Origin of the sequence: Cyanobium sp. NIES-981 (assembly GCF_900088535.1) — a bacterium.
Taxonomy (GTDB): Bacteria; Cyanobacteriota; Cyanobacteriia; order PCC-6307; family Cyanobiaceae; genus NIES-981.
On the sequence record NZ_LT578417.1, the window covers coordinates 1,244,326 to 1,269,705 of the forward strand.

The following is a 25,380-nucleotide window of genomic DNA, read 5'->3' on the forward strand; positions in this document are numbered from 1 at the left end:
CGGTTGGTCTGCTGCGCCGCGATGCCCCCTGATCCCAGCCGAATCGCGCCCCCCGGCCCCATCCGCGTTGGCCTGATCTTCGGCGGGGCCTCCGGCGAGCATGCGATCTCGATCCGCTCAGCCGCCACCGTGGCCGCCGCGCTGCGGCGGGGGGAGAACGGGGGGCGCTACGCCACGAGCTGCTTCTACATCGACCTCCAGGGCCGCTGGTGGGGTCCGGAGCTGGCGGAGCAGGTGCTGGCCCAGGGCCGGCCGGCCGGCCCGGATCAGCTGGCATCGGCTCCCGAGCGCCCCGGCTTCCAGGGATTTCCAGCCGAGGCCCTGGCGATGGAGGTGTGGTTTCCGGTGCTGCATGGCCCCAACGGGGAGGACGGCACCATCCAGGGCCTGTTCACCCTGATGCAGGTGCCCTACGTGGGCTCGGGCGTGCTCGGCTCGGCGGTGGGGATGGACAAGCAGGCGATGAAGGCCGCCCTCGCCGCCGCGGGCCTGCCCCAGGTGCCCTACGTCTGCCTGGAGGCCGGCGATCTGGAGGCCGACCCGGAGGCGGTGCTGGAGCGGCTGGAGCGGGATCTGGGCTATCCGTGCTTCGTGAAGCCCGCCAATCTGGGCTCGTCGGTGGGGATCAGCAAGGCCGGCGACCGCGCCGCCCTGCTGGCGGGTCTGCGCACCGCGGCGGCCCTCGACCCCCGCCTGGTGGTGGAGCAGGGGGTGAGCGCCCGGGAGCTCGAATGCGCGGTGCGGGGCGGCGGCCCGCGGCCGCTGCAGGCCTCGGTGCTGGGTGAGATCCGCTACGACGCGGACTGGTACGACTTCGAGACCAAATACAGCGAGGGCAGGAGCCACACCGTGATTCCGGCCGAGATTCCCGAGCCCGTCGCGGCCTCGGCGCGCACGATGGCCCTGCAGGCCTGCCGGGCGGTGAACGCCTCGGGGCTGGCGAGGGTGGATTTCTTCTACAGCGAAGCCGGCCCGGGCGAGGCGGGCGAAGGCCGTCTCTGGCTCAACGAGATCAACACCCTGCCGGGGTTCACCAGCCAGAGCATGTTTCCGATGCTGTGGGAGGCCACGGGTGTGCCTCTCGAAACCCTGGTGGATGAGTTGATCCAGGCGGCACGAGACTGGCCCCGTGCGGCGTTGCAGCCAGGAGGACCCCCGGCATGATTCACGGCTTGCTCTGGCTGCCGCTGCTGCTCATCTTCGTGCTGCTCACCACGCTGGGCTGGCTGGAGCGGAGGCGGCAACACCTGTTCCGCGTCTGGGCGGAGGGGGCGGAACTGGCCAAGCTCGATGGCTGCGGCGCCGCCCGCCTGATCGACGGGGTGCTGAGCTGGAGCACCTTCTCCGCCGGGCAGCTGGCGGAGCAGGGCCGGTTCGTGATCAAGCAGCTGGAACTGGTGGAGCTGCTGGCGCTCGGCTCCGGGGAAGCCCCGCTCACGGACGAAGCCCAGGGCGCCTGCCGCCTCCGGCTCGTTGGAGGAGGTGAACAGAAGGATCTGCCCTTCTCCGACGCCGAGCGGGCCCGTCGCTGGATGGACGAGCTGATGGCCCGCTCCCGCTGCGAGCTGTGAGCCAGGCCCGGACCCTCCCCCCCGGGGCCGAGCGCCGACGCCAGCTGCGGCTGCAGCGCCGCCGGGAGCGGCTGCGCAACGCCTGGCGGCTGCTGGTGCTCCTGGGTATTGCCGGCGGCCTTGGCTACGGGCTCCTGCGCGAGGGCTGGACCCTCACCGGCCCTGACCAGGTGCAGGTGGTGGGCAGCCGGCTGGTCACGCCGGATCGGGTGATCGAAGCGGCGGGTCTGACGTTCCCCCAGCCCCTGCTCGGCCTCCAGCCCCGCAAGCTGGCCGCGGACCTGGCCGAGACCCTGCCCGTGGAGGAGGTGCACGTGAGCAGGCTGATGGCGCCGCCACGGCTGCGGGTGAGCCTGGTGGACCGCCAGGCCGTGGCCAGGGCCCAGCGCCGCACCGGCCAGGGTGTGGAGCGGGGCTATGTGGACCGGCTGGGGCACTGGATGAACAGCAGCCAGGGCGACCTGATGGCCGGCGAAGCCACGGCTGCCCTGCTGGTGAAGGGCTGGCAGCCCCGGCACCGGGCCAGCCTCACCAGGGTGCTGGAGCAGCGCAGCCGGTTCGGCAACGACCTCCAGGAGATCCGCTTCGAGCCGGAGGGAAGCCTCTGGCTGCGCAGCGCCACGCTCGGGCAGGTGCGGCTCGGCCCTGCCGACGCCCAGCTGACGCGGCGGCTGCAGGTGCTGGATCACCTGGTGGAGACCCTGCCGGCCCAGCTGAAGGGCCAGCGGCTGCGCAGCCTGGATCTGAGCGATCCCGAGCAGCCGGAGCTCGTTCTGGTGGGCAGCAAGAGCCCCGGAACGCCCCCAAGGGCACCGTGATGGTGCGGCTGAGACCGGTGCAGTCGGCACAAAACCATGCCGTCCTGCGAGGAATCCGGCAAACCGTCGCCCGTGACAAGGTCAGAAAGGCCTGCTACCGACATAATGCAGCCCAGCTCACCGGCACCTCTGCCCCATGGCGCAAGACGACGGCCCCAAGCTCGTGCCGCCGACCCACACCGGTGAACACACCCTGGCTCCCAACGGCTCCTCCACCAATGGTGCCTACCTCACCCGTGCTGCCATGACCCATACCCCGACCACCTCCGCCGGCATTGTTCCCAGCCAGTCGGCACGCATCGAGGTGATCGGCGTGGGTGGTGGCGGCAGCAATGCCGTCAACCGGATGATCGCGTCCGACCTGCAGGGTCTGGGCTACCGGGTGCTCAACACCGATGCCCAGGCCCTGCTGCAGTCGGCGGCCCAGAAGCGCACCCAGCTGGGCCAGAAGCTCACCCGCGGCCTGGGCGCGGGCGGCAATCCGGTGATCGGCCAGAAGGCCGCCGAGGAATCGCGGGCAGAACTGCAGGAGTCGCTGGTGGGCGCCGACCTGATCTTCATCGCCGCGGGCATGGGCGGCGGCACCGGCACCGGCGCGGCACCGATCCTCGCGGAGGTGGCCAAGGAGGTGGGCGCCCTCACGGTGGGGATCGTCACCAAGCCCTTCAGCTTCGAGGGCCGCAAGCGGATGCGTCAGGCGGAGGAGGGCATCGCCCGCCTGGCGGAGCACGTGGACACCCTGATCGTGATCCCGAACGACCGGCTGCGTGACGAGATCGCCGGTGCCCCCCTGAACGAGGCCTTCCGCGCCGCCGATGACGTGCTGCGCATGGGGGTGAAGGGCATCAGCGACATCATCACCAGGCCCGGCCTGGTGAATGTGGACTTCGCCGACATCCGCTCGGTGATGGCCGATGCCGGCACCGCTCTGCTCGGCATCGGCGTGGGATCGGGCCGCAGCAGGGCCAGCGAGGCCGCCCAGGCGGCCATGAGCAGCCCGCTGCTGGAGTCGGCGCGGATCGATGGCGCCAAGGGCTGCGTGATCAACATCAGCGGCGGCAAGGACATGACCCTGGAAGACATGACCACCGCCTCCGAGGTGATCTACGAGGTGGTGGATCCCGAGGCCAACATCATCGTGGGCGCGGTGGTGGACGACAAGCTGGAAGGGGAGATCCACGTGACCGTGATCGCCACCGGCTTCGACGGCAGCACCTCCTACCGCACGGAGCGTCCGGCCATGACCTTCACCAGCAGCGCCCCCTACAGCCCCGCCAGCGAGGAGAAGGGCGCCAAGATCCCGCCCTTCCTGCTCAACCGCCAGGGCCGCAGCAACGAGCAGGACAGCTGAGCCTCAGCCGGCCAGCACTCTGCGCTGCCGGGAGCCTGCGGGGCTGAATGGGGTGACCCGGAGTCCACGCCTGCCCTGAGCATCCCGTGTGGCTGCTCCCTTCCGGGCCTGACCAGGTTTGGGCGTCAGAGCCGCGTGGGTCCGAGTCGGCTGGATGCTAGCAATGGCCCCCTCCGCGCCCCCACGCCGTGCCGCTGCGCCCCGCCGACCTGGCCCGTCGCAAGCAGGCCGGCCTGCCGATCAGCATCCTCACCGCCTGGGATGCCCTCTCCGGAGCGGTGGTGGCCGAGGCCGGCGCTGACGCGGTGCTGGTGGGCGACTCCCTGGCCATGGTGGTGCTCGGCCATGCCACCACCCTGCCGGTGACGCTCGACGAGATGCTGCACCACTGCCGGGCCACGGCGCGCGGCATGGCCAGCGTGTGCTCCCCGGGGCAGGAGCCGCTGCTGATCTGCGATCTGCCCTTCCTCTCCTACCAGTGCGCCGCCGACGATGCGGTGGCGGCGGCCGGGCGTGTGCTCAAGGAGAGCCCCGCCGCCGCGGTGAAGCTGGAGGGCGCCGAACCCGAAACCCTGGCGGTGGTCGACCGGCTGGTGCGCAGCGGAATCCCGGTGATGGGGCACGTGGGCCTCACGCCCCAGGCGGTGCATCGCACCGGCTACCGCCGCCAGGCCGCCGATGCCGCCGGCCGGCAGCGGCTGGAGCGCCAGGCCCGGGCCCTGGAGCAGGCGGGCTGCTTTGCCCTGGTGGTGGAACATGTGCCCGCCGAGGTGGCCGCCCACCTGAGCACCAGCCTGGCGATCCCGGTGATCGGCATCGGCGCCGGCGAGGCCTGCGACGGCCAGGTGCGCGTCACCGCCGATCTGCTGGGGCTCACCAGCCGGCAGCCCCCGTTCAGCCCGCCGCTGCTGCAGGGGCGGGCTCTGGCCGTGGAGGCCCTGCAGCGCTGGCTGGGCTCCCAGCGGCATCCCACCAGGCCCACAGCTCCCGCAGCACCGCATTGCTGAGGGCCAGACCGCCGGGGTCGGCCAGCCGCCAGCGCTCGCCCTCCTCCAGCAGCAGTCCCCGGGCCCGCCAGGGCTCCAGCTGCCGGCGCAGCCCGATCAGTCCGGCGGCGATCGCGGCCTCCGACCAGCCCTCCCGGCGCAGCAGGGCCGGCAGCCGCACCCCCTCCCGGCGGCGCAGACCCACCATCAGGCGCTCTTCCACCGGCATCCCGGCCCCCTCCGGCGCCGCGGGCGGGCAGCCCTCCGCGTCCAGCCAGGCCGCGTAGGCCTCCCGGGTGCGGGGCCGGGCCAGCCGGTCCCCCCAGGGGGCCGCGGTGGCCCCCATGCCGAAGCCCCACCAGCCGGCGCCGCTCCAGTACACGCGGTTGTGGCGCGCGGCATGGCCCGGCAGGGCGTAGTTCGACACCTCGTAGCGGCCGTAGCCCGCCGCCGCGAGCTCCGCGCTGGTCAGGTCCATGAGATCGGCGGCCAGGTCGTGCTCCGGCAGCTCCAGCCGGCCCTGCTCCAGCCGCCGGGCGAAGACGGTGCCGGGCTCGATCGTGAGGTCGTACACCGAGAGATGGGGAGCGCCGCTGGCGATCGCCTGCCCCAGCTGGTCGCGCCAGGCCGGCAGGGTCTGGCCCGGCACGGCCTGAATCAGATCCAGGCTCCAGCTGCCGAGCTCACCGCTGCGGTGGGCCTGCCCCAACCAGCCGGCGGCCTGGCGCAGATCGTGGCTGCCGTGGCGACGGCCCAGCTGCTGCAGCACCCCGTCATCGAAGCTCTGCCCCCCCAGGCTCACCCGGTTCACCCCCGCGGCCAGATAGCCCCGCAGCCGCTCGCGATCGAAGCTGGCCGGATCCAGCTCCAGGCTGATCTCCGCGCCGGGCGCGAGGCCGAAGTGCTGCCGCAGGGCCTGCAGCAGCCCCTCCAGCTGGCCCGGATCCAGCAACGAGGGCGTGCCGCCGCCGAAATACACGGTGCTGAGGGGCGGCCCGGCCGGGGCCAGGGCGATCTCCCGCTGCAACAGAGCCAGATAGGCCGCGATCGAGGCGGCACCGGGCTGGCCGGGTGCGGCTCCGGCGCGGTCCCCCAGCGGGACGATCGGGAAATCGCAATAAAAGCAGCGCCGGTGACAGAAGGGGATGTGGAGGTAGGCGCTGCGCGGGGGGAAGGACACGGCCAACGGTGCGGAACCGATCAAGTGCGGTTACCCCTGCCGGCCAAAGCGGCCGGTTTCAGGCAAGCTGCGGTGTGGATTGCTGGGGCAGCCACGCACAGCGGCAATGGTGGACTCCCTCATCCTGATCCTGTTCATGGTCTCCGGCGCCGCCGCCGGCTGGCTGGGGGTCGACCTGCTGCCGGAAAACCTGCTGGTGCAGGTGGACAACCCCGAGGGCCTGCGCACCGTGCTGGGGGGATTCGGGGCGTTCTTCGGCCTGATCGCGGGGGTGTTCTTCGGCCAGCTGCGGCGCCGGCTGATGCAGCAGGTGCGCAGCATGCCCACCGACCTGCTGATCAGCCGCGCCGTGGGCCTGATCCTCGGCCTGCTGGTGGCCAACCTGCTGCTGGCGCCGATCCTGCTGCTGCCCCTGCCCTGGGAGGTGGTGTTCGTCAAACCCCTGGCGGCGGTGCTTAGCAACGTGTTCTTCGGCGTGTCGGGCTACAACCTGGCGGAGGTGCACGGCCGCACCCTGCTGCGCCTGTTCAGCCCCGGCACCACCGAGGCCCTGCTGGTGGCCGAAGGGGTGCTGCGGCCGGCGAGCGCCAAGATCCTCGACACCAGCGTGATCATCGACGGCCGCATCCGCGGCCTGCTCGATTCCGGCCTGCTGGAGGGCCAGGTGATCGTGGCCCAGAGCGTGATCGATGAACTGCAGGCCCTGGCCGACTCCGCCAACGCCGAGAAGCGGGGCCGCGGCCGCCGCGGCCTGAAGCTGCTCAGTGAGCTGCGCGAGCAGTACGGACGGCGGCTGGTGGTGAACAGCACCCGCTACGAGGGCAAGGGGGTGGACGACAAGCTGCAGACCCTCACCGCCGACACGGGCGGCACCCTGCTCACCACCGACTACAACCTGGCCAAGGTGGCCGAGGTGAAGAGCCTGCGGGTGGTGAACCTCAGTGAGCTGGTGATCGCGCTGCGGCCGGAGGTGCAGCCCGGCGACGAGTTCCAGCTCAAGATCGCCCGCGAGGGCAAGGAGGCCGACCAGGGGGTGGGCTACCTGGACGACGGCACCATGGTGGTGGTGGAAGGGGCGCGCCAGCACATCGGCGAGCGGCTGCCGGTGATCGTCACCGGCGCCCTGCAGAACCCCACCGGGCGGATCGTGTTCGCCCGGTGGGAAGCCGCGGGCCAGCACGGCGGCGGCGACGCTCCCGCCGCCAGCGACAGCCATGCCGCCCGCTCCGGCAGGGGGGAGCGATCCGCACCTGGGAACGGCAAGCGCAAGCCGAGGCCCTCCCGCTAGGCTCCAACCCAGTGCCAGCCAGGGTCAGCGGATGTCGGTGTCAGCTCCTTACTACGGCGATTCCGCCGTGCTGCGCACCCCGCCGCCCGACCTGCCCTCCCTGCTGCTCAAGGAGCGGATCGTGTACCTCGGTCTGCCCCTGTTCAGCGACGACCAGGCCAAGCGGCAGATGGGCATCGATGTGACCGAGCTCATCATTGCCCAGCTGCTCTATCTGGAGTTCGACAACCCGGAGAAGCCGATCTTCTTCTACATCAACTCCACCGGCACCTCCTGGTTCACCGGCGACGCCATCGGCTTCGAAACCGAGGCCTTCGCCATCGCCGACACGATCCGCTACGTGAAGCCGCCGGTGCACACGATCTGCATCGGCCAGGCCATGGGCACCGCCGCCATGATCCTCAGCGCCGGCACCAAGGGCCAGCGGGCCGCCCTGCCCCACGCCACGATCGTGCTGCATCAGCCCCGCAGCGGCGCCCAGGGCCAGGCCAGCGACATCCAGATCCGCGCCCAGGAGGTGCTGCACAACAAGCGCACCATGCTGCAGATGCTGGCCGACAACACCGGCAAGAGCGTGGAGCAGCTCTCCAAGGACTCCGACCGCATGACCTACCTCACGGCGGAGCAGGCCAGGGAATACGGCCTGATCGACCGGGTGCTCACCAGCCAGAAGGATCTTCCCGCCGGCGTGCCCTTGGCGGGCGATCGCAGCCCGGCCGGCATCGGCTGAACCGGCTGCCGTCCCACCCCCGTCACGGCTCCCCGCCTCCAACCCTTTCTCTCCACCACCCCCACCGCCGCCCCCGAGCCATGCCCATCGGCACCCCCAGCGTTCCCTACCGCCTGCCCGGCAGCCAGTACGAGCGCTGGGTCGACATCTACACCCGCCTGGGGGTGGAGCGGATCCTGTTTCTGGGCTCGGAGGTGAACGATGCGGTGGCCAATGCCCTCGTGGCCCAGATGCTCTACCTCGATTCGGAGGACAATTCCAAGCCCATCTACCTGTACATCAACTCCCCCGGCGGGTCGGTGACGGCCGGTCTGGCCATCTACGACACGATGCAGTACGTCAAGAGTGACGTGGTGACGATCTGCGTGGGCCTGGCCGCCTCGATGGGGGCCTTCCTGCTGGGCGCCGGCACCAAGGGCAAGCGGCTCGCCCTGCCCCACAGCCGCATCATGATCCACCAGCCCCTGGGGGGCACCAGCCAGCGCCAGGCCAGCGACATCGCCATCGAGGCCAAGGAGATCCTGCGCATCAAGGACATGCTCAACCACAGCATGGCCGACATGACGGGCCAGCCCTTCGAGAAGATCGAGAAGGACACCGACCGCGACTACTTCCTCAGCGCCGCCGAAGCGAAGGACTATGGCCTGATCGACCGCGTGATCGCCCATCCCAGCGAGGCCTGAGCCCGCCCGGACCAACCCGGCGGGTCAACCAAGGAACCAGGCCGGGCCCTTGCGTAAGCTCGACCCTTGCTCCCTGCCTGCGCACCTGCCCGGATGGCCCAGCTCTTCTACGACTCCGACGCCGATCTCAGCCTGCTGGAGGGCAAGACGGTGGCCATCATCGGCTACGGCTCCCAGGGCCATGCCCATGCCCTGAACCTCAAGGACAGCGGCGTGAACGTGGTGGTGGGCCTCTACGAGGGCAGCCGCTCCGCCGAGAAGGCCCGGGCCGACGGCCTCGAGGTGCTCAGCGTCGCCGACGCCTGCGCCAAGGCCGACTGGATCATGGTGCTGCTGCCCGATGAGATCCAGAAGACGATCTACGAGAAGGAGATCGCGCCCCATCTGAGCGCCGGAAAGGTGCTGAGCTTCGCCCACGGCTTCAACATCCGCTTCGGCCTGATCCAGCCCCCCGCCGACGTGGATGTGGTGATGATCGCGCCGAAGGGTCCCGGCCACACGGTGCGCTGGGAGTACCAGAACGGCATGGGCGTGCCGGCCCTGTTCGCCGTGCAGCAGGACGCCAGCGGCCAGGCCCGCGACCTGGCCATGGCCTACGCCAAGGGCATCGGCGGCACCCGCGCCGGCATCCTCGAAACCAACTTCAAGGAGGAGACCGAAACCGACCTGTTCGGCGAGCAGGCCGTGCTCTGCGGCGGCCTGAGCGAGCTGGTGAAGGCGGGCTTCGAAACCCTGGTGGAAGCCGGCTACCAGCCCGAGCTGGCCTACTTCGAGTGCCTGCACGAGGTGAAGCTGATCGTGGATCTGATGGTGAAGGGCGGCCTCACCGCCATGCGCGATTCCATCTCCAACACCGCCGAGTACGGCGACTACGTGAGCGGCCCGCGCCTGATCACCGCCGACACCAAGGCCGAGATGAAGCGCATCCTGGCCGACATCCAGGACGGCACCTTCGCCAGGAACTTCGTGGCCGAATGCGAAGCGGGCAAGCCCGAGATGAAGCGGATCCGCGAGCGCGATTCCCAGCACCCGATCGAGCAGGTGGGCAAGGGCCTGCGTTCCATGTTCAGCTGGTTGAAGGCCGCCTGAGCCGGAGCCGCCGCGCCGGCGGCCGGCACCCGGGCCGGCCGCTCCCCCTGCCCCGAGGGCCATGCGCCTCCGTTCCGTTCCCCCCTCCCTGCTCTGGGGCAGTGCCCAGGCCGGCAGCAGCCTCACCCTGGCCGCCACGGCGTGGCTGGTGAGCGGACTCACGGCCTCGCCGCTGCTGAACAGCCTGCTGCCGGCCCTGGCCACCCTGCCGGTCCTGCTGCCCCTGCAACGCCGTGCCACGGGCTACGGCCTGCAGCTGGCCGCCGCACTGGCGCTGCTGGGAGTGGGACTCGGCCAGCTGAGCGGTGCCCTGCCCCAATGGGTGCTGCTGCCGATCTCCCTGCTGGCGGTGCTGCTGTTCGGCCTCGGCCTGGAGATGAGCCAGCTGCCCCTGCAACGCCGCCTGCTGCAGGGGCGGGGCAGCACCATCGAGGGCCTGCGCCGCGGCACCGATCTCGGGGGACTGCTGGGCAATCTGCTCACGGCCCTGCTGTTTCCGGCCGCCCTGCAGTTCGCTCCGGCCCTGCTGCTGCTGCTGCCCCTGGGCGTGCCCGCCCTCGGCAGCGGCGACACCCCGGCGGAGCCACCACGCACGGCGCCGGCCGCACCGGCGGGCCAGGCCATTCCCTTCAACCGACGCTGCGCCCTTCAGGGGCTGCTGTTCGGTGGCCTCTTCGCCCTGCTGCCCCTCTGGGTGCGGGAGGTGGGGGCGGGCAACTGCTTCGACTTCGGCATGGTGCTGGCGGCCTACGGACTCGGCCGCGGCTGCACGGGCCTGCTGCCGGTCCTGGCCGGCCCCCTGCGCTACGGCCTGATGGCCGCTCTGCTGGCTGTGGGGCAGCTCACCCCCGGCTGGGCCACGGTGCTGTTGTTCCTGCCGCTGGGTGCCCTCGCGGCCGCCTGCGACGGCGCCCTGGTGGAGGGGATGGGTCCGCTCGGTGATGCCCCATTGCGCTGGCAGGTGCTGCAGCGCTCAGGGGCCATCGGCGGCCTGGCGGGCAGCCTGGGCATGGGCCTGCTGAGCCAGGCCCTGGGGCTGGGACTGGCCCTGCCGCTGCAGCTGCTGGCCTTCCTGGGGGTGGCCTGGCCCCTGGGCCGCCAGCCGCTGCGGCCCTCCAGCCCCTGAGCGATGCCGCCTGGTCTGCTGTACACGGCGGCGGTGGCCGCCGCCGCCGGCCTCGACCGCCTGGTGGGCGATCCCGCCAGCTGGCTGCACCCGGTGCAGGTGATGGGCTGGCTGATCAGCCGGCTGCGGTGGCGGGCCGAGAGCTGGGCCGGCGACCGGCCGGGCCGGCTGCGCTGGGCCGGCCTCGCCATCACGCTGCTGGTGGTGGCCGCGAGTGGGACGGCCGGCTGGCTGCTGGAGGCCTGGGCCCGCCGCCATGCCCTGGGGCAGGTGGTGCTGGTGATCGCCCTGGCCAGCGCCCTGGCCGGCAGGAGCCTGGATCAGGCGGTGCGGGCCGTGCTGGAGCTGTGCAGATCCGGCGCGGAGGATCTGGAGCCGGCCCGCCGGCGCCTGGCCTGGATCGTGGGACGCGACACGGCGGAGCTCGACCGGGAGGCCATCCTGCGGGCCCTGGCCGAAACGGCCAGCGAGAACGCCGTGGACGGGCTGTTCGCTCCCCTGTTCTGGATGCTGGCCGGAATCCTGCTCGGCGGGTGGCTGCCCGGGGCGCCGGGGCCCCTGGGCCTGGCCTGGGGCTTCAAGGCGGCCAGCACGCTGGACTCGATGCTGGGCTACCGCCGCGGCCGGCTCACCTGGCTGGGCACCGCCGGCGCCAGGCTCGATGACCTGCTGGTGTGGCTGCCCTGCAGGCTGGTGGCCCTCACCCTGCCGCTGGTGGGCGGCGGCGGTCCTGCGCGGGCGTGGGGGGTGCTGCAATGCGCCCTGCGGGACGGGGCCCCGGATCCCTCCCCCAATGCCGGGGTGTCGCAGGCGGCCTATGCCCACGTCGTGGGGGTGCAGCTGGGGGGCGTCAACCGCTACGGCGGCAGCGCGACGCGCAAACCGCTGCTGGCCGCTGGATCGCCAGCGCCCGATGCCACGGCTGTGGACGCCATGCTGCGGCTCTCGGCGCGGCTGGAGGGGCTGTGGCTGGGAGCGGGCCTGCTCACTGGGATCCTGGCCCTTTTCATCACGAAAGCTCTCAGCTGATTGCCGTGCCTCGAGGAACTGCCGAAGCTGCTTGCACGTTCCTGGGCCCATGCCGATTCGCGAACTCCTTGAAGAAGCCCTCCAGGAGCCGGACATCGGGACCACTGCCTGTTTCCGGTGGCATGCCACACCGGTCGGCATCGCGGCCCTGTGGCACGCCGGCAAGGCGCCCACCGCTCCGCCCTACGAGGATGCGCTCAAGGAGGGGCTGCAGGTGGGCCTGGACCTCAGCCGGGAGGAACGGGAGTTTCACCAGATCAGTTCCGGACTGGTGCTGCTGTTCCACTCCTGAACCGGCTCTAGTGGGCGCCGGGGCTGCCGAACACCGTGGTCCAGGCGTGGAGGGTCCAGCGCACGCAGCCGTGGCGGATGAGCGGATCCTGCCGGACCAGGGCATCGGCCTCCTCCCAGCTGTCGGCCCAGAACAGCAGCATGCCACCGGCGCCGTCGCCGTTGCAGCCGCGGCGGTCGGCCCAGTAGCCACTCACCGGGCGGTGCCCCTGGCGCTCCAGCTGGGCCAGCCAGGCGAGGTGCTCCGGGACGACCGCATCGAAGCGGGCCTTGGTGACGATGCCCTCCTCCAGCTTCACGAACCAGGCCATCTCCCCTCCCGCAGGCGGCTCAGAAGCCAGGCCGGCAGCCCCTCCATTCAGGCCTCGGGAGCCTGCTCGCCGGAGGCCGCGCAGCTGGCTGGAGCCCGCAGCCCTTCGAACAGGTCACCCAGCAGGATGGCCATCTCGCGGGGCAGGGTGGCCACCGGCACGGAATCCGCCGCCAGCACGACCATGGCGCAGGCATCCATCAGGCGTGACGCCTCCTGGGCATTCAACGAGACCAGGAACTGGCCGTCGCACTGGGTGATCCGCATCACCGTCACCAGTGGGCTGGAGCTGAGTCCAACCTAGACACGGCGCCGGAGGGGCGCCAGAACGGCACACCGACGCCGCTCGGCCAGCCGTCACCAGGGCACCCGCCACCCTGAGAAAGGCGGTTCACGGTCTGTAATACAATTTCACACGACGTTCCTCGGGCGGACACCATCAGGTCTCCGCCTTTTTCATGGGCGGCGACAGGACCAGCCCCGACAGGCACGGCGCCAGAAGAACGGAGAGGGTGTCCTCTGAACTGGTCTTATTAGTCATTGGCATGACTGGGTTCTCTGCGGGAGATCCGGTCAATACACCACCATTTGCACCACCTCTTTGGCGGGCTTCTGGCGGATCGACTGGGACCTCCGGGGACATTGACTTGGGCCTGTCCACCCCTGATGCTTGATGGCCTGAGGCCAGGAGAGACAGCTGCCTGGTGCTCATCAAGCCATGGTGGCGATCAGAGGCCGCTGGGGCAAATGTTCCCCGAGTCGTGATCAACGGGAGGTCGCGGCGCTCGCCTCTCCCCAAGGAGCTGCGGCCGGCAGCGGCCTCCCTCAGCGTGCCACGGCTGCGCCGTGGCCTGCGTCGGTCGCCGCCGCCGCCCTTAGCGGGGGTGCCATGGGGTGAAGGAATAGCGAAGTGGTGCTCCCGCGGCTGCGGTGGCCTGGCGCATGAAAGGCACCAGCTTGATGGGGAGAAGGTCTGATGTTGGCGCGCACGGCTGCACGGCCGATGCATCTAGAAGCCTCAAGATCGTGACCAGAAGCTCTCCATTTTCCCTCGCCAGGCCAGAGGCAGTCATTCCTTGAGAAGCATTGCAGCGGCTGGGCCCTACTGGCTAGCCAGTGCTTCTGTACTGGTAGAATATGGGCTACGCCAAAGGCCCCGAGCCCATCGCCTGCGGCAACGAAATCCCGAGACAACCTGCTCCGTTCGTTTGCTCCGTAGGTCATGAATTCACACCCTTCTGTGGTGGTCCAGGCCGCCGCATTGGGCAGCCATTCGGTTGTGCCGTTGCTGGCGCCGGCCGTGATCACCCCGCTGCGGCCCGTCCGCGCTGGTCGGGTGGTCGTCGCCGGTGGTGGCCGCGATCTCCTTTGGTCGCCCCAGCAGATCGCCGCTGCCCTGGGGGCCCGCACCAGTGGCCAGCTCGTGCATGAGCTGCTCCATGGCGGGGCCCGTGGCGCTGATCGCGCCATCGGCCGCGCCGCCCGTCAGCTGGGCTGGCCTGTTGGGGTGCTCCCCGCCGATTGGCGCCGCCATGGCCGCGCTGCCGGGCCGATCCGCAATCGTGAGCTGCTCGAGCTGGCGGTCAGCCGGGCCGTGGCCCTCACGTCCGCCGCGGCCCCGGTTGCCGTGCTGGTGGTGGCGTTCCCCGGTGGTGCCGGCACCGCCTCACTGGTGCAGCAGGCCCGGCGCATGGCCGCCAGTTCCCCTGTGCCGATCGCCGTGGCGCAGATCAGCCAAGCCCCCGCTGTCCCTTGATCCCAGCGGCATTGCCGCTGACTCCATCCCTATTCCATCGCCGTCCATCCCATGGCTGTCCTCACCCCCATCCCCGCGGCTCCTGTGGGTGTCCCTGCCCCAGGGGCCATCGCCTCAGGCCCTACCTGCTCCCTGCAGCGATCCGGTTCCCTCTGGCAGCTGGGCATCGAGGCCCAGGAGCTCACCACCGCCATCGGCCAGTTGGCTGAGCAGCTGGAAGCCGATGACGACACCCGCGCCCTGGCCCTGGCCGAGCTCGAGGCCGCCCTGCTGGCCGAAGAGGGCAACAAGCACGCCCTCGCCGCCAAGGCCGATGCCACCTGCTGGGTGATCGAGCACCTGCGCAGTCAGGCCGCCTACCGCCAGCAGCAGGCCAAACGGCTCACCGAGCTGTCGCGATCCGATGCCGGCCGGGCCGATGCGCTGGAGGAGTCGCTGGTCCTGGTGCTCACCCGCCTGCAGCCCACAGCCACGCGCTTCTCCTTCCCCAATCACGAGCTCAGCTCCCGCAAGTCGCAGGCCGTCGAGATCGACGACGAGGACGCCCTCGATCCCCAGTGGCTGAGCTTCACCACCACCAGCAAGCCGGATAAGGCCGCCATCAAAGAGGCCCTGAAAGCAGGCAGGGAGATCCCCGGCGTCCAAATGATCTCCCGCCGCTCCTGGCGCATCTGTTGAACGGGGCATAAGCCCCTCGCAACTGGGGTCCTTGCTGGGCAGCCGGGGCCCCCTTCGCTCCTCACACTCTTTTGCTTCCATCGCCATGACCGTCGCCGCCCCTTCCGCCAACGGGACCAGCAGGCCCGCTGCACCTCGCCCCGTCCAGAGGCCTCCCTCAGCCCTGGAGCTGATCCGCTCCGCTGATCGTGATGGGGTCGCTCCAGCTCCAGAGCCCGCACCAGCCTCAGCGCCGGAAGCCCCCCAGGCTCAGCCCTCCGGGTTCTCCCCCGAGCAGCTCGCGGCGCTCTCCGCCCCACTCAATCGGGCCAACGTCCGCCAGCGGGAGCAGGGCCGCAGCCGGGTGAGCTACCTGGAGGGTTGGCAGGTGATCGCGGAAGCCAACCGGATCTTTGGCTTTGACGGCTGGCAGCGGCAGACCATCGCGGTCCGCTGCGTCGCCCAGGCCGAGCGGTTGATCGGTCGGGACCAGAAGCCTGGCTGGGGCGTCACCTACACCGCCCGTGTGCGCGTCACCGTCACCGCTGGAGGTCTGGCACCCCTGGTTCGCGAGGGCAGCGGTGCCGGCCACGGCATCGACGTTGACCTGGGCCAGGCCCACGAATCCGCCCTCAAGGAAGCCGAGACCGACGCCATGAAGCGGGCATTGATGACCTTCGGGAATCCGTTTGGCCTCGCCCTCTACGACAAGGCGCAGCGGCAGGTCAGCAGTGCAGCAGCCCAGGGTGATGGGCCCCAGCGTCAATCAGGGCAGCGGTCTGCTGTGAGCCGGCCGTCGGCTGGTGCTTCCGCCGCCTCCCCAGGCCAAGGCCACACCCAGGCCACGGCCCCGACACCACCGCCATCAGCCCCGGCCGACCTCGGCCAGGTGCCCCTCGATCCCGAGACGATCCAGCACCTCCACAGCACCCTCCGGGCCCTGCCCCGGCCACTACTGGAGAGCCTCACCCGGGCCTTCCGCAAACGGTTCCAGGTGCCCGAGGCCGCTGCCACCATCGCCGATCGGATCAACCAGAAGTGCCACCACGACTGGATTGAGACCTTCCTCGTGCAGCACCAGGCGAGCAGCGACTGAGCCCCTGGCGCCAAGGCGCATCCCCTGCTAGTACAGACGTACGCATGTCCTGGTTGTCATGGTGCCGGTCCCGCTCTCCCGTCTGCAGCCTTCCCGCACCGACGAGATCGAGGACTGGCCCTATCTCGATGAAGCCGTGCTGCTCAAGACCCGCAGCCGCAAGGCCTGCATGACCTGCCACTGGTTCCGCCACCACGCCGGGGTGAACTGCATCCCCGTGCTCACCTGGGGCCTCCTGAGAAAGTGAGCCGCGGGCAATGCGCACCACAATGAGCCTGCCCGGGCGACCTCTGAGTGATCCTCAGGCCCCGCTGAGCTGACAACTCAGCTCTCTGCTGCTGGAGCTCAGAGCCCGTGCGGCGGAGACCAAGAGTTGCCAGCAGAGCACAAAATAGAGACAAAGAAGCTCCAGGAGCTTCTGGAGGTTCATGACCAGGACATTCATCGCGATGGATGAACCCTGTGTTGCCGGCAGTTTCTCTCGGATCAATCCCAATCCATAGCGACGCTTGCCTTGACCGATCTTGCCTTCAACAGCATTGCGCCGCCTTTGATCATCAACGAACTGCCGCCTCTCGGCTGCCACCAACTCCGGATCATTCTTCGGGCGACCAAGACGAGGCCCACTCAGCCGAATGCCGTGACGCTGGCAGAATGCCCGATTTGATCTTGTGCGGTAGATCTGATCAGCGCAGATCACCTCCGGATAGCAGCCGTATCGACGACGATAGGCTTGGGCCTGAACTTTCAGATCTTCCCCTTCGTTGTAGGGGTCAAAGCTCAGCCGATCCAGGAAAGCAAATCCTTCATCGGTGACAGAAAGTGAGATCTTGGCGCCGAACTCAACATTGCACCTCGCCTTGCCGCGAACAATTGGCCTGATGTGCGCTTGACAGAGGCTGACGATGCGAGCGGGAATACTTCTGGTGTCTGAGCGATAGAGAATGTTCTGCTGGCGGACCAGCTCACTGACAACCAACAGCTTCTGATAGGCATGCCGCCCAGCCGCCAGAAGGCTTGCGCCACAGGCTGTCAGGGCGTCAATGTTGGCAAGGTTGCGCTTGAGATGCCCAAGCTGTTGCTTGATCGCTTTGCGGATCTTGAGAAACCGAGGGCGTTTTTTCTTGGCCACGGCGAGGAACTGCTGCCTGGCCTGCTTCCGATGCGTTCGTGGTTTGTGACCAAAGGACTCTCTGACCTGCGAATACATGGCATCGATCAGAGTCTCGGTGAGCTCTCGGCCTTCATTGAGCAGCGAGAGATCCGTTGGATGCCGAATATCTGCCGGAACGCATGTCGCATCAATCAGCAGTGACCCCTGATTTGGCCGTGGCGTTTTGGATTCAATCTTCTGATCAGCTGCGCTCCCGGCTCCGCCTCCATCGCTGCTGTCGTGCTCATCAACTGCAGACGAACGGATCACGTTCAGACCGTGACGCACGATTCGTTCATTGCAGTCATTCACGACCGAATCTGGCAGCCGCTTCCGGAAGTACACCATCATTGATGGGTCAAACGGAGCCGAGTACTGAAATGCCTCCAGGCCGATGAAGAACTGGAGATAGGGGTTCTCTTTGATTTGCTCAACCAGTTCTTCATCAGTCAGCCCCATGCGGGCCTTGATGATCAGGGCGCCCAGTGCCATGCGAAATGGCTTTGCCGGGGCGCCAAAGCCCTTGCAGAACTGAGCTGCATAGTCACCTTCCAGCTCATCCCATGGGATCAGCTCAGCCAGCTTGATCCAGCGATTGTCACCAGAGAGCTTTCCTCCAAACGGCAGGAAGAAGTCCTCGAACGAGAGCTGATCACGATGCTCACGTCGGTACATGTGGAAAACTCTGGGCGGCTTTTGGGCGCAAACGAGCCCAATCTCGTACATTTTAGCCGAGAAAACTGCTCACATCCATTGCGCTGCAGTGGATGTGGCTTTTCTCAGGAGGCCCCACCTGCCAACTGCACCAGGGCCTGATCGCCCACGGCGAGCACCTCACCAGCCGCTGCCAGGGTTGGACCGACGACCAGGCGCGGCAGAAGGGCTGGGCGCCTGAGGTGGCGTGAGCCGTGGACCTGGGAACAGGCCGCCGCTGTCGCCTCGGGAGACCTGGATCTCAGGCGGCCGCCAGGTGCGGCACTTCCGGCCCACCCTCTGTGATCGCTGGAGCCAGCGGCTAGAGATCACCAGCGATGAGCTGCTGCCGGATCAGTTGGTGCCACTGCTCAAGCGACGCTGGGAGCTGAATCGGAAAAAGCGCGGAAGCTCTGCGACCAAAAGCGCCGGCAGAGATGACAGTCAGCCACTAAGTTGCATATAAATTTCACGACAGCTAATCGCTATGACACTATGCGTCGCGGTAATTGACGAAAACGAGAGCATCCATATGCTCTCTGACTCCACAGCGACGATGAATGGTTATCACTCAGAAATTGCGGTCAAAGTACTGCCAGCAAGGGTAAGAATATTTGACCCTCAAGAAACGAATGCCTCGGGCGACCCAACGGTCTTGCCAACTTATTTCGACAAGAACTACGGAATCTGCTTCTCCGGCAGTTTTACCGGAATGCAAATCCTCAAGTCCTACTTGGACATTGCACTTGCCAGTATCCAGAGGTGGCCGTTCTATGATGTCAGCTTTTCGGATATATGCTCTTATGTTCAGAACTTCTATGATGAGGTCTGTCAGCGCCTTGTTAGTGAACTTCACGTCGATCTTACGGTTGATTTCTTTTTCAGTGGACTCTGTCCCACGGCAAAGGTCGTGAAGCTCGCCCAGTTTTCGATTAGCCAGAACAAAGAAGACGGCTTTGAGACAAGGTGGCATGTCTTGCCTCCGCAGCCCAGTATCTACGAGATCGGAAACGGCGACAAGGCGTTTAGAGACGTGCTTGACTCGACTTTCTGCTCAAGTCTGCTCAGCGCCGCTCACGCTTCGCTCGGTAGAGTAATAAATGATCCATCGATTAGATCCGTTGGAGGAAATATACAATACGGTCGATTTGATGAGCATGGAGACTTCGAGACATTCGGGAGACTCAGCGGGCACAGATACTATATTGGAGGCGTTGACATCAACGGCCGGCCTCACTCAGATCGGAATAACCTAATAACCCGTTATTCATTTATTGAGTCGTAGGCCTGATGCAGGTAGACTCAAGGAATTGCTGGCGGGTTTGATCTGGAGTAGCAAGCTCGTTGCCCATCGCCGCCCCCTGGCCGAGGGAGTGCTGGAGGTGATGCAGCACGTGATCAACGGGCAGGGGTGAACACAACAAAGCCCGGAGCGTTGGCCCCGGGCTTCTGTCTGCTCAGCCGTGGTGCCGTCCCAAGGGGGTCGGGCGCAGCTGCGCGGTCGGTTGATCGTCAGATCAGGGTCTCTTCACTTGTGGTCGGAGCTGCCGGCGCTGGCACCTGGGGCCAGGTGTCAATCGGGACGTTCCGTTGGGTCCGGGGCACCTGGGGCGGTGCAGTGGACGGCGACTGGCTTGACACACCAGGAACGTCACATCTGGTCAAAAATGTTGGAGCAGGGGCCGGATCGTCAGCGCACTCCTGGCTGGTGCTCAGGGGGGGTGTCGTCCATCAGCGGATCCTCCGAATCCCGTTGCAGCCACAATGGAGCCGCCTGGCGGTGCCAACAAGGGCCGCAGCCCATTCGACACCGCTCTTCACCACGGGCAAGGCGGCTTCATGAACGGGCCTTCAAGATGCTGGGCTTGCGCTGACTCCTCCAGAGCCAGCTGCAGGGTTCAGCGGCAGAGGGCTGCATGGCGCCCGAGCGAACGGATGCTGCTGACGGCAGCACGGGGGTCGCGGCGCACCCTCACCCGAACCGTGCAATGGGCCGGCCCCAGGTGTTCGATCAGAGCCTCGCGGGCCTCATGCTGCAGCTCCTCGAGCGTTGGGGCGGTGATGCGGATGGGCAGGGTCTCGGCCTTGGCTTCCAGGTGGCCGGGGCGCTCAGCCTCCAGGCGGAACACGACCTCACGCATGCGGGGGTATCTCCTTCTTTCCGGCACCATCCTTGGCCTGCTGAGGCGTTCTGGCAGGTACGGCCGGATACGGGGAACCGGCCCTGCGGGCACCTGCCCTTGCAATGTCAGGCAAGCCAGCCCCGCCCAGCAGCCAGCCTTGAGGCCTCCTGCACGGCCGTGATGCAGCGCTGGGCGCGGCGTTTCGCGTCGTCCTGGCCCTGGGCCCGCAGCAGATAGCCCTCCAGGGCCTCTGGCGTTTCGATCACCGCCAGCAGGCCGGCCGTTCGGGCACCGAGGGATCTATCGGCCAGCAGGCGGCTCACCAGACCGTGATCCCACAGCTGCTCCCCGGTGGAGCCTGGAGCGAACAGCTCCTGACGCAGCACGCCCAGCAGCGACCGCTTGAGGGCATCGAGCTGACCGGAGCGCAGCCGGCGGCTGTTGGGCAAGCCCGCCGCAGGACCGGCCGGGATCGCGGCTGGGCGATCCGGGGTGTGCTCCACGCTCCAGCTCAGGCCGGTGCCCGGCAGCCCCACGGTGGTGCGCGGGCCGCCACTGCGGCTCACCGGAATGTTGAAGGAGGCTCCACGGCCGCCGACGGAGATCGAGCTCAATCCCCCGCTGGAGAAGTTGAACCTCAGCGGGCCCAGGCGGGCGGAGCGGCGGAAGCGGAAGCCCATGGCAATCAGCGGGTCGGCTCGCAGGGATGACCCGAGCAGGGTTCAGGGTGCCGCGTGGATACAGCAGTCCGCAAATCCATGCGTCCAGCGCATAGAACCGCCGGTGCCGCAGCCTCCAGAGGAGCAGGAGGGTGCGCGTCAAAAGCATTGCGCTGTCTGGGTTTCTGCAGGTACGGGAACAGGCACTCGAGCCAGCCCCCACCTTCGGCCAGAAGGCGTAATTTGTGGTTGAGGGGAGGCCCGGGAGCCAACCCGACCCTCGCCCTCCAACAGAGTCCGGCCAGGGAGCACCCGAGCCGGTGCGCACAGCGGAGGTGCGCCAACGATGCGACACACAACAGGTGAACTCGACGACGCAGCGCGAACGTCATCCCGTAGCCGCAAGAAGAGATACGCCCGTTCTGTTTCCCGCGTGTTGACACCCCGGGCTGCATAACCCGAGTCGGGATCACAACCGAGAAGGTCAAGCCTCGAGCATCTCTTCTCCCAGACGTGATCTCCCTTCCTTCCCTGCCAGGCCCAAGACAGGTCATGCGTGAACAACAGACACCCGACCGGCAGTCCTTGGTGTGAGGAGGTGACCGCCGCAACCGGTGCTAAGGCGCCCCGCACGGGGCGCCTTCCTGTTGGCGAGACAATCACCAGGGCAGCGCACCTGATCTCTGACTCCCGCTCCATCGCCACTTCAGATCCGTCCCTATGGGACCGGCGACTGGCCGCCGGTGTGGGCCCTGCTGGAGCCGGTGTTCCGCGCGGGTGAAACCTTCCCCCACGACCCAGCCATCAGCGAGGCTGAGGCCCAGCTGGCCTGGGTGGAGCAGAGCCAGGCGGTGATGGTGGCTGTGGATCCGGCCGGGGCCGTGGTGGGCACCTACTACCTGAGGCCCAACTCCCTCGCCCTCGGAGCCCATGTCGCCAACGCCGGCTACGTGGTGGCCGAACACGCCCGCCGGAAGGGGATCGGCAGCCGCCTCTGCCAGCACTCCCTGCAGGCAGCCCGCCGGCTGGGCTTCCGCCTGATGCAGTTCAACCTCGTGGTGAGCACCAACACCGCCGGGATCCGCTGCTGGCAGCGCAACGGCTTTCAGATCGTCGGCACCCTGCCGGGGGCTTTTCGCCACATGCAGCTGGGCTACGTCGATGCCCTGGTGATGGTCCAGTCCCTGCTGGAGGGACCGACCCCATGAAGGTGGTGCCGCTGCGGCTGGAACCAGGCGATGACCTGCGCCGGGCGCTGGAGGTGTGGATGGGCGAGCAGCAGGAGCAGGCAGCGTGTGTGATCAGCGCCGTCGGCAGCCTGTCGGTGGCCCGGGTGCGCTTCGCGGGAGCCGCTGAAGCCACGGTGATCCGGGGCGATCTGGAGATCCTCAGCCTCTCCGGCACCCTTTCACCCGATGGTGCCCACCTGCACATCGCTGTCGCCGACAGCAGCGGCGCCGTGATCGGTGGGCACCTCGGCACCGGCTCGCTGGTGCGCACCACCGTCGAGCTGGTGATCGGCCTGCTGCCCCAGTGGCGCTTCTGCCGGGAGCTGGATCCAGCCACGGGCTACGCCGAGCTGCGGATCAGTCCTTGGGCTCCGGGCTGAGCGGCGGCAGGCGTCGCTCCACCTGGAGGAACACCAGCCAGGCCACGCCGGCGCTGATGCCGCCGGTCCAGTCATTGCGGAGCAGCTCCACGATCGCCACCGTGCTGGCGCCGATGCGCAGGCCGCGCAGCAGGAAGCGGCCCAGCTTCTCCAGCGACTCCTGGTTCACCGCCACGGACTGACGCCAGCACAGAGGTGATTCAGGTTGGCGGAAGGGCAGTGGGTGTCGCCAGTTGGGTGATCGCCGCCGGGGGGACCCCCACCTGCTGGGCGATCAGCACCATCAGCCGCTCCAGCCGATCGAGGCGCTGCTCCAGGGCCTGTAGCTCGGCGGCAGCGGCCATGGTCCCTGGCTTGCGAGCACCGACACTGCTCTTGCTGCCTTTGGTGGCCTTGACGGGCAGGGCGCTGCGCAGGGGCGGGCCATCCGGGTGGCTGAGCAACAACTCGATGAGCTGGTCTTTGTTCTTGCTGCTCAGCCGTGGGATGGCCCGCTGTTTGCAGAACCTGAGCAGGAGGTCCTTGCTCTGGTCTTTCAACTCCTCACGGCTGGCCGGGGAGTCGCCCTCGAGCAGTGCTGCTGGCGGACTGCTGGATGAACTGTTGTCGCCAAGCTCTTCGGCCAGGCCCCGATACAGGCGCGCATCAGCCTGGGCCAGCTCCCGGAGGGTGGAGCGCAGCGTGTCGGCGATCTCACCCATGGCCGTTGTCTCCTTGTGGCTCGTCCCCGTCGTCTCCTGGTGGCTGAGATGACTGCGGGCGATGGTCGGATGGCGGGTCTACAGCCTGGCTGCCGCTGGGCAGGCTGGGGCCAGCATCGGATGCGCCCTTGAGCCCAGGCGGTTGTCCCTTGCCGTCACCGTTCGGGTCCTCGGATGGCGGGGGAGGGAAAAGCCCGTTGGAGCGATCAATCAGATCCTGCTGCTTCTTCTTGAGATCGCCAAGGCGATCCTTGGTGCGCCCCCAGCGATTGATGAAATGAATCACAGCCCGAATCAGATCACCAATATAACCTCCCCCATGAAAACCACGTCGTCCCGTCTTGTAAAGGCCATAGCCATTCACCAGGCCATCACCCACATCCTCCATGTCCTCCACGATCGACGTGGCGATTTCGAGAATTTCATAGATTTCCTTGCGATTGGGTAGATCACGACTGGCGAGTGCCGTGAGCCGCTCCCTGAGCTCCGTTGTCTCGTCCTTCGCCTTGGTCGCCAGACGGCGGTGTTGCGCCCGGCTGCGCATCGAGCTGGCGTAGCAACTTCGCAATTCCCGGTAGGTGCTGTTGAGGCTGTCGCGGTCCAGAGGCTCGGGATCGGGTGGAAACTCTGAGGTAGGAGGCAGGAAAACCATACGGCCAGCTATTCAGGGTCAATCCTGCCTCTTGCTGCACGCTCAAGCAGACGGAATCAGACTGCAGAACTATTCACGAGCTGCATAGCCTTGCAGCAATCGCTTGGCAACACTGACCCACTCCGCGGAGCTTCACAGGCTCGGCGAGTCCCAGAAGGTTCACAGACCCTCACAGACTCACCCCCAACCAGGGGCCCATGTTGTGGTGAGCGGTGTGGTCGCTGGTCTTTCGCAGGAAAACCGAGCCATAGGGCCATCGAGCGGCAGAGGCTTGGGAACCATCTGTAGAGGCCCCGATCCCATGCCACACATTGATCTGCTTATGGCTGCCGAGCTGGTGGTGGCCCTGCTGCTCGTGGCCACGCTGGACAGTCCCTCACCCCGGGAAACGGCGGTGGAGCCGCCGCAGGAGGAGCCAGCGCCTGGACGGTGGTCCGCTCAGACCGATCTCCACGCCCAACGCATCCTGCGGTTGGAGCGCCGCCAAGCGACGACCGTCGCCCCCACGACCTGAGGACGGAAGCCGTGGTACTTCCTAGGATTCAGAACACTGAATCGCATCGCGGAGGGGGCTAGGCAATGCTCGGAGATGCCAATCAAAAGGATCTGTTCGATTATTGGCACGATCGTGTGCAGATCCGCAATCTCGATCTGATCGCATCCAAGCAGCACGTCCCCACACAGGTTCTTCGGCACGAGTGCACGAACTACGACTATCTCAGGCATCTACCGGCCGTACTGACGCTCGATGACCTGGAGCGTTGCCGTGTCATCGCGATCATTAAATATGAATGCACCGCACAGGTGCTGCAGCGGCGGACAGGACTGCTGCGCGACTACGCCAGACAATGTCGTGAGGTCGCGGCTGAGCAGCAACAGGAGCGCTCCAAGCTGCTTGGCTTCATCGCCAAGCTCAAGGAATTGCTGCGCGGGAAGCAGGTCGTCATCGATCGGCTGGAGGAGCGCATCCGGCTCCTTGAGGCTGACAATGCGGCTCTACTCGCTGAACTGCAACAGTCGAAGGCAACTGAGCAGATCCAGCAGGAACTTGAGGCGCTCCAGCTTCGTTACGACGAGGTGGTGGAGCATCGCCAGCGGCTGGCCAAGAACAATCAGAGCCTTGGTGGCCGTGTGGCCCACACCAACCGCTACAGGAGAGAGCGAGATGAACTGGCCGAGGCTCTACGCCAGGAACGCAGCCTCACCCAATCGCTGCGCCGGGACATCGAACAGCTGCGGGCCCGCGAGCAGCTGAGGTTCGGCCTCGCGGAATGAAGACCATGGCAACCACCTCAGCCAGGCCCCAGACATCCCCAAGACGCCCGTCCAGGAGCAAGCCTGCGGCAAAGCCAGGGGCAGTGCCGCAGGGCAAGTCTGCGGAAGAGCAGCCGTCCTCCTCTCCAACACCGACTGCCGCTCAAACGACAGCCCCGCTGGCCGATCTCAAGCGTGCTGTCTTCGCGCTGGCCAAGGTGAGCAGCACCAAGGAACTCAAACGCCAGAACGTTGATCTGCGCCACCTCGATTTCCGCCGCAAGGTCAGCTGGTCCCAGGCCCTGGCGGTGCTGCAGAAGGCCCAGGAGGCCTACCCCGACTGGCACCACAACCCACCGGAGGAATACCGGGAGCTGTTCAGCGCCATCGATGCCGCCAGCGATGCCTACGCCCGCAGCATCGAAAAAGGACTCCAGCTGAGCGAGGAACTGGAACGCGCTGCCGACGACCTGGAGGCCCTCTCCGGTGAGCTCCAGCAGGAGGCCGAGGAGCTGAAGGCAATCGAGCAGGCCTCTCGGAAGCAGCGCCGGGCCCGCTCGCTCAACTGAGGCTGA

At 67.6% G+C, this 25,380-nt stretch carries 31 protein-coding genes and 1 other RNA gene; 22 read left to right on the forward strand and 10 right to left on the reverse strand.

Annotated features, from left to right (window positions below; translation table 11 throughout):
- Positions 1-21: 21 nt before the first annotated feature.
- The 4 genes from CBM981_RS06295 (at position 22) to ftsZ (ending at position 3,740) form a co-directional block, all read left to right on the forward strand.
- A complete protein-coding gene (locus CBM981_RS06295) occupies positions 22-1,164 on the forward strand; it encodes a D-alanine--D-alanine ligase family protein (protein WP_087067724.1) in 1,143 nt (380 codons plus the stop codon).
- Positions 1,161-1,571 carry a hypothetical protein gene (locus CBM981_RS06300; RefSeq protein ID WP_087067725.1) on the forward strand — a complete coding sequence of 137 codons (411 nt, stop codon included), beginning with the start codon at positions 1,161-1,163 and terminating at the stop codon, positions 1,569-1,571. The genes CBM981_RS06295 and CBM981_RS06300 overlap by 4 nt, the downstream gene beginning before the upstream one ends.
- Positions 1,568-2,389, forward strand: a complete 822-nt coding sequence (locus CBM981_RS06305) for a cell division protein FtsQ/DivIB (protein WP_087067726.1) — start codon at positions 1,568-1,570, stop codon at positions 2,387-2,389. The genes CBM981_RS06300 and CBM981_RS06305 overlap by 4 nt, the downstream gene beginning before the upstream one ends.
- 244 nt (positions 2,390-2,633) lie before the next feature.
- Positions 2,634-3,740, forward strand: a complete 1,107-nt coding sequence (gene ftsZ, locus CBM981_RS06310; protein WP_087069242.1) for a cell division protein FtsZ — start codon at positions 2,634-2,636, stop codon at positions 3,738-3,740.
- Positions 3,741-3,791: 51 nt separating this feature from the next.
- Here the strand turns inward: ftsZ and ffs are convergent.
- An RNA gene (gene ffs, locus CBM981_RS06315) (signal recognition particle sRNA small type) lies at positions 3,792-3,888 on the reverse strand.
- 46 nt (positions 3,889-3,934) lie between these two features.
- Between ffs and panB the strand changes: the two genes are divergently transcribed.
- A complete protein-coding gene (gene panB / locus CBM981_RS06320) occupies positions 3,935-4,747 on the forward strand; it encodes a 3-methyl-2-oxobutanoate hydroxymethyltransferase (RefSeq protein ID WP_087069243.1) in 813 nt (270 codons plus the stop codon).
- On the opposite strand, the gene hemW is transcribed toward panB, so the two are convergent.
- Positions 4,635-5,912, reverse strand: a complete 1,278-nt coding sequence (hemW, locus tag CBM981_RS06325) for a radical SAM family heme chaperone HemW (protein ID WP_369801673.1) — start codon at positions 5,910-5,912, stop codon at positions 4,635-4,637. The genes panB and hemW overlap by 113 nt on opposite strands.
- Positions 5,913-6,012: 100 nt before the next feature.
- On the opposite strand from hemW, the gene CBM981_RS06330 reads away from it, so the two are divergent.
- The 7 genes from CBM981_RS06330 (at position 6,013) to CBM981_RS06360 (ending at position 12,143) form a co-directional block, all read left to right on the forward strand.
- Positions 6,013-7,194, forward strand: a complete 1,182-nt coding sequence (locus tag CBM981_RS06330) for a PIN/TRAM domain-containing protein (RefSeq protein WP_225867565.1) — start codon at positions 6,013-6,015, stop codon at positions 7,192-7,194.
- A 31-nt stretch (positions 7,195-7,225) separates the two neighbouring features.
- Positions 7,226-7,924: an ATP-dependent Clp protease proteolytic subunit gene (locus tag CBM981_RS06335; protein WP_087067727.1), complete on the forward strand. Its 699-nt coding sequence runs from the start codon at positions 7,226-7,228 to the stop codon at positions 7,922-7,924.
- An 80-nt stretch (positions 7,925-8,004) separates the two neighbouring features.
- Positions 8,005-8,607: an ATP-dependent Clp protease proteolytic subunit gene (locus CBM981_RS06340; protein WP_087067728.1), complete on the forward strand. Its 603-nt coding sequence runs from the start codon at positions 8,005-8,007 to the stop codon at positions 8,605-8,607.
- A 93-nt stretch (positions 8,608-8,700) separates the two neighbouring features.
- Positions 8,701-9,696 (forward strand): ketol-acid reductoisomerase, encoded by a 996-nt coding sequence (gene ilvC, locus CBM981_RS06345; RefSeq protein ID WP_087067729.1) that lies wholly within the window; start codon positions 8,701-8,703, stop codon positions 9,694-9,696.
- Between the two features lie 61 nt (positions 9,697-9,757).
- Positions 9,758-10,822, forward strand: a complete 1,065-nt coding sequence (locus CBM981_RS06350; protein ID WP_087067730.1) for a hypothetical protein — start codon at positions 9,758-9,760, stop codon at positions 10,820-10,822.
- Positions 10,823-10,825: 3 nt separating this feature from the next.
- Positions 10,826-11,851, forward strand: a complete 1,026-nt coding sequence (gene cbiB / locus CBM981_RS06355) for an adenosylcobinamide-phosphate synthase CbiB (protein ID WP_087067731.1) — start codon at positions 10,826-10,828, stop codon at positions 11,849-11,851.
- A 49-nt stretch (positions 11,852-11,900) separates the two neighbouring features.
- The gene (locus CBM981_RS06360; RefSeq protein ID WP_043368694.1) at positions 11,901-12,143 is read left to right on the forward strand and encodes a hypothetical protein; all 243 of its coding nucleotides are present in this window, start codon (positions 11,901-11,903) and stop codon (positions 12,141-12,143) included.
- Between the two features lie 7 nt (positions 12,144-12,150).
- On the opposite strand, the gene CBM981_RS06365 is transcribed toward CBM981_RS06360, so the two are convergent.
- Positions 12,151-12,453 (reverse strand): YciI family protein, encoded by a 303-nt coding sequence (locus tag CBM981_RS06365; protein WP_087067732.1) that lies wholly within the window; start codon positions 12,451-12,453, stop codon positions 12,151-12,153.
- A gap of 47 nt (positions 12,454-12,500) precedes the next feature.
- Entirely contained in the window at positions 12,501-12,719 is a 219-nt protein-coding gene (locus CBM981_RS06370) for a hypothetical protein (protein WP_172820838.1), read from the reverse strand.
- A 976-nt stretch (positions 12,720-13,695) separates the two neighbouring features.
- On the opposite strand from CBM981_RS06370, the gene CBM981_RS06375 reads away from it, so the two are divergent.
- From CBM981_RS06375 to CBM981_RS06390, 4 genes are all read left to right on the forward strand, one after another.
- Positions 13,696-14,208 carry an SLOG family protein gene (locus tag CBM981_RS06375; protein WP_225867566.1) on the forward strand — a complete coding sequence of 171 codons (513 nt, stop codon included), beginning with the start codon at positions 13,696-13,698 and terminating at the stop codon, positions 14,206-14,208.
- Between the two features lie 51 nt (positions 14,209-14,259).
- Positions 14,260-14,886 (forward strand): siphovirus Gp157 family protein, encoded by a 627-nt coding sequence (locus CBM981_RS06380; protein WP_087067734.1) that lies wholly within the window; start codon positions 14,260-14,262, stop codon positions 14,884-14,886.
- Between the two features lie 85 nt (positions 14,887-14,971).
- Positions 14,972-15,961, forward strand: coding sequence for an RAD52 family DNA repair protein (locus tag CBM981_RS06385; protein ID WP_087067735.1), 990 nt, complete (start codon positions 14,972-14,974; stop codon positions 15,959-15,961).
- 58 nt (positions 15,962-16,019) lie between these two features.
- Entirely contained in the window at positions 16,020-16,208 is a 189-nt protein-coding gene (locus CBM981_RS06390; protein ID WP_087067736.1) for a hypothetical protein, read from the forward strand.
- A 54-nt stretch (positions 16,209-16,262) separates the two neighbouring features.
- On the opposite strand, the gene CBM981_RS06395 is transcribed toward CBM981_RS06390, so the two are convergent.
- Complete coding sequence (locus CBM981_RS06395; RefSeq protein ID WP_225867339.1) at positions 16,263-17,789, reverse strand: IS5 family transposase; 1,527 nt, start codon at positions 17,787-17,789, stop codon at positions 16,263-16,265.
- Between the two features lie 92 nt (positions 17,790-17,881).
- Here CBM981_RS06395 and CBM981_RS06400 point away from each other — a divergent pair, with 92 nt between their 5' ends.
- Both CBM981_RS06400 and CBM981_RS15235 read left to right on the forward strand, forming a co-directional pair.
- On the forward strand, positions 17,882-18,019 hold the full coding sequence (locus CBM981_RS06400) for a hypothetical protein (protein ID WP_225867567.1): 138 nt from the start codon (positions 17,882-17,884) through the stop codon (positions 18,017-18,019).
- 320 nt (positions 18,020-18,339) lie between these two features.
- Complete coding sequence (locus CBM981_RS15235; RefSeq protein WP_157665350.1) at positions 18,340-19,092, forward strand: hypothetical protein; 753 nt, start codon at positions 18,340-18,342, stop codon at positions 19,090-19,092.
- 613 nt (positions 19,093-19,705) lie between these two features.
- Here CBM981_RS15235 and CBM981_RS06405 read toward each other — a convergent pair.
- Both CBM981_RS06405 and CBM981_RS06410 read right to left on the reverse strand, forming a co-directional pair.
- Positions 19,706-19,948: a hypothetical protein gene (locus CBM981_RS06405; RefSeq protein ID WP_197686672.1), complete on the reverse strand. Its 243-nt coding sequence runs from the start codon at positions 19,946-19,948 to the stop codon at positions 19,706-19,708.
- A gap of 107 nt (positions 19,949-20,055) precedes the next feature.
- Complete coding sequence (locus CBM981_RS06410; RefSeq protein ID WP_087067737.1) at positions 20,056-20,610, reverse strand: DUF4236 domain-containing protein; 555 nt, start codon at positions 20,608-20,610, stop codon at positions 20,056-20,058.
- A gap of 689 nt (positions 20,611-21,299) precedes the next feature.
- Here CBM981_RS06410 and CBM981_RS06415 point away from each other — a divergent pair.
- Together CBM981_RS06415 and CBM981_RS06420 are read left to right on the forward strand one after the other, a co-directional pair.
- Positions 21,300-21,797: a GNAT family N-acetyltransferase gene (locus CBM981_RS06415; protein WP_197686685.1), complete on the forward strand. Its 498-nt coding sequence runs from the start codon at positions 21,300-21,302 to the stop codon at positions 21,795-21,797.
- Positions 21,794-22,198: a PPC domain-containing DNA-binding protein gene (locus CBM981_RS06420; RefSeq protein WP_087067739.1), complete on the forward strand. Its 405-nt coding sequence runs from the start codon at positions 21,794-21,796 to the stop codon at positions 22,196-22,198. Before CBM981_RS06415 ends, CBM981_RS06420 begins: the two co-directional genes overlap by 4 nt.
- Here the strand turns inward: CBM981_RS06420 and CBM981_RS06425 are convergent.
- The 3 genes from CBM981_RS06425 to CBM981_RS15240 are packed head-to-tail and all read right to left on the reverse strand — an operon-like array spanning position 22,176 to position 23,551.
- Entirely contained in the window at positions 22,176-22,373 is a 198-nt protein-coding gene (locus CBM981_RS06425; protein ID WP_087067740.1) for a hypothetical protein, read from the reverse strand. The two genes, CBM981_RS06420 and CBM981_RS06425, sit on opposite strands and share 23 nt — an antisense overlap.
- Before the next feature lie 25 nt (positions 22,374-22,398).
- The gene (locus CBM981_RS06430) at positions 22,399-22,899 is read right to left on the reverse strand and encodes a hypothetical protein (RefSeq protein ID WP_087067741.1); all 501 of its coding nucleotides are present in this window, start codon (positions 22,897-22,899) and stop codon (positions 22,399-22,401) included.
- A complete protein-coding gene (locus tag CBM981_RS15240; RefSeq protein WP_157665351.1) occupies positions 22,892-23,551 on the reverse strand; it encodes a hypothetical protein in 660 nt (219 codons plus the stop codon). Before CBM981_RS15240 ends, CBM981_RS06430 begins: the two co-directional genes overlap by 8 nt.
- A gap of 579 nt (positions 23,552-24,130) precedes the next feature.
- On the opposite strand from CBM981_RS15240, the gene CBM981_RS06445 reads away from it, so the two are divergent.
- Positions 24,131-24,826, forward strand: coding sequence for a hypothetical protein (locus tag CBM981_RS06445; RefSeq protein WP_087067744.1), 696 nt, complete (start codon positions 24,131-24,133; stop codon positions 24,824-24,826).
- A 197-nt stretch (positions 24,827-25,023) separates the two neighbouring features.
- Entirely contained in the window at positions 25,024-25,374 is a 351-nt protein-coding gene (locus CBM981_RS06450; protein WP_087067745.1) for a hypothetical protein, read from the forward strand.
- Positions 25,375-25,380: the final 6 nt, after the last annotated feature.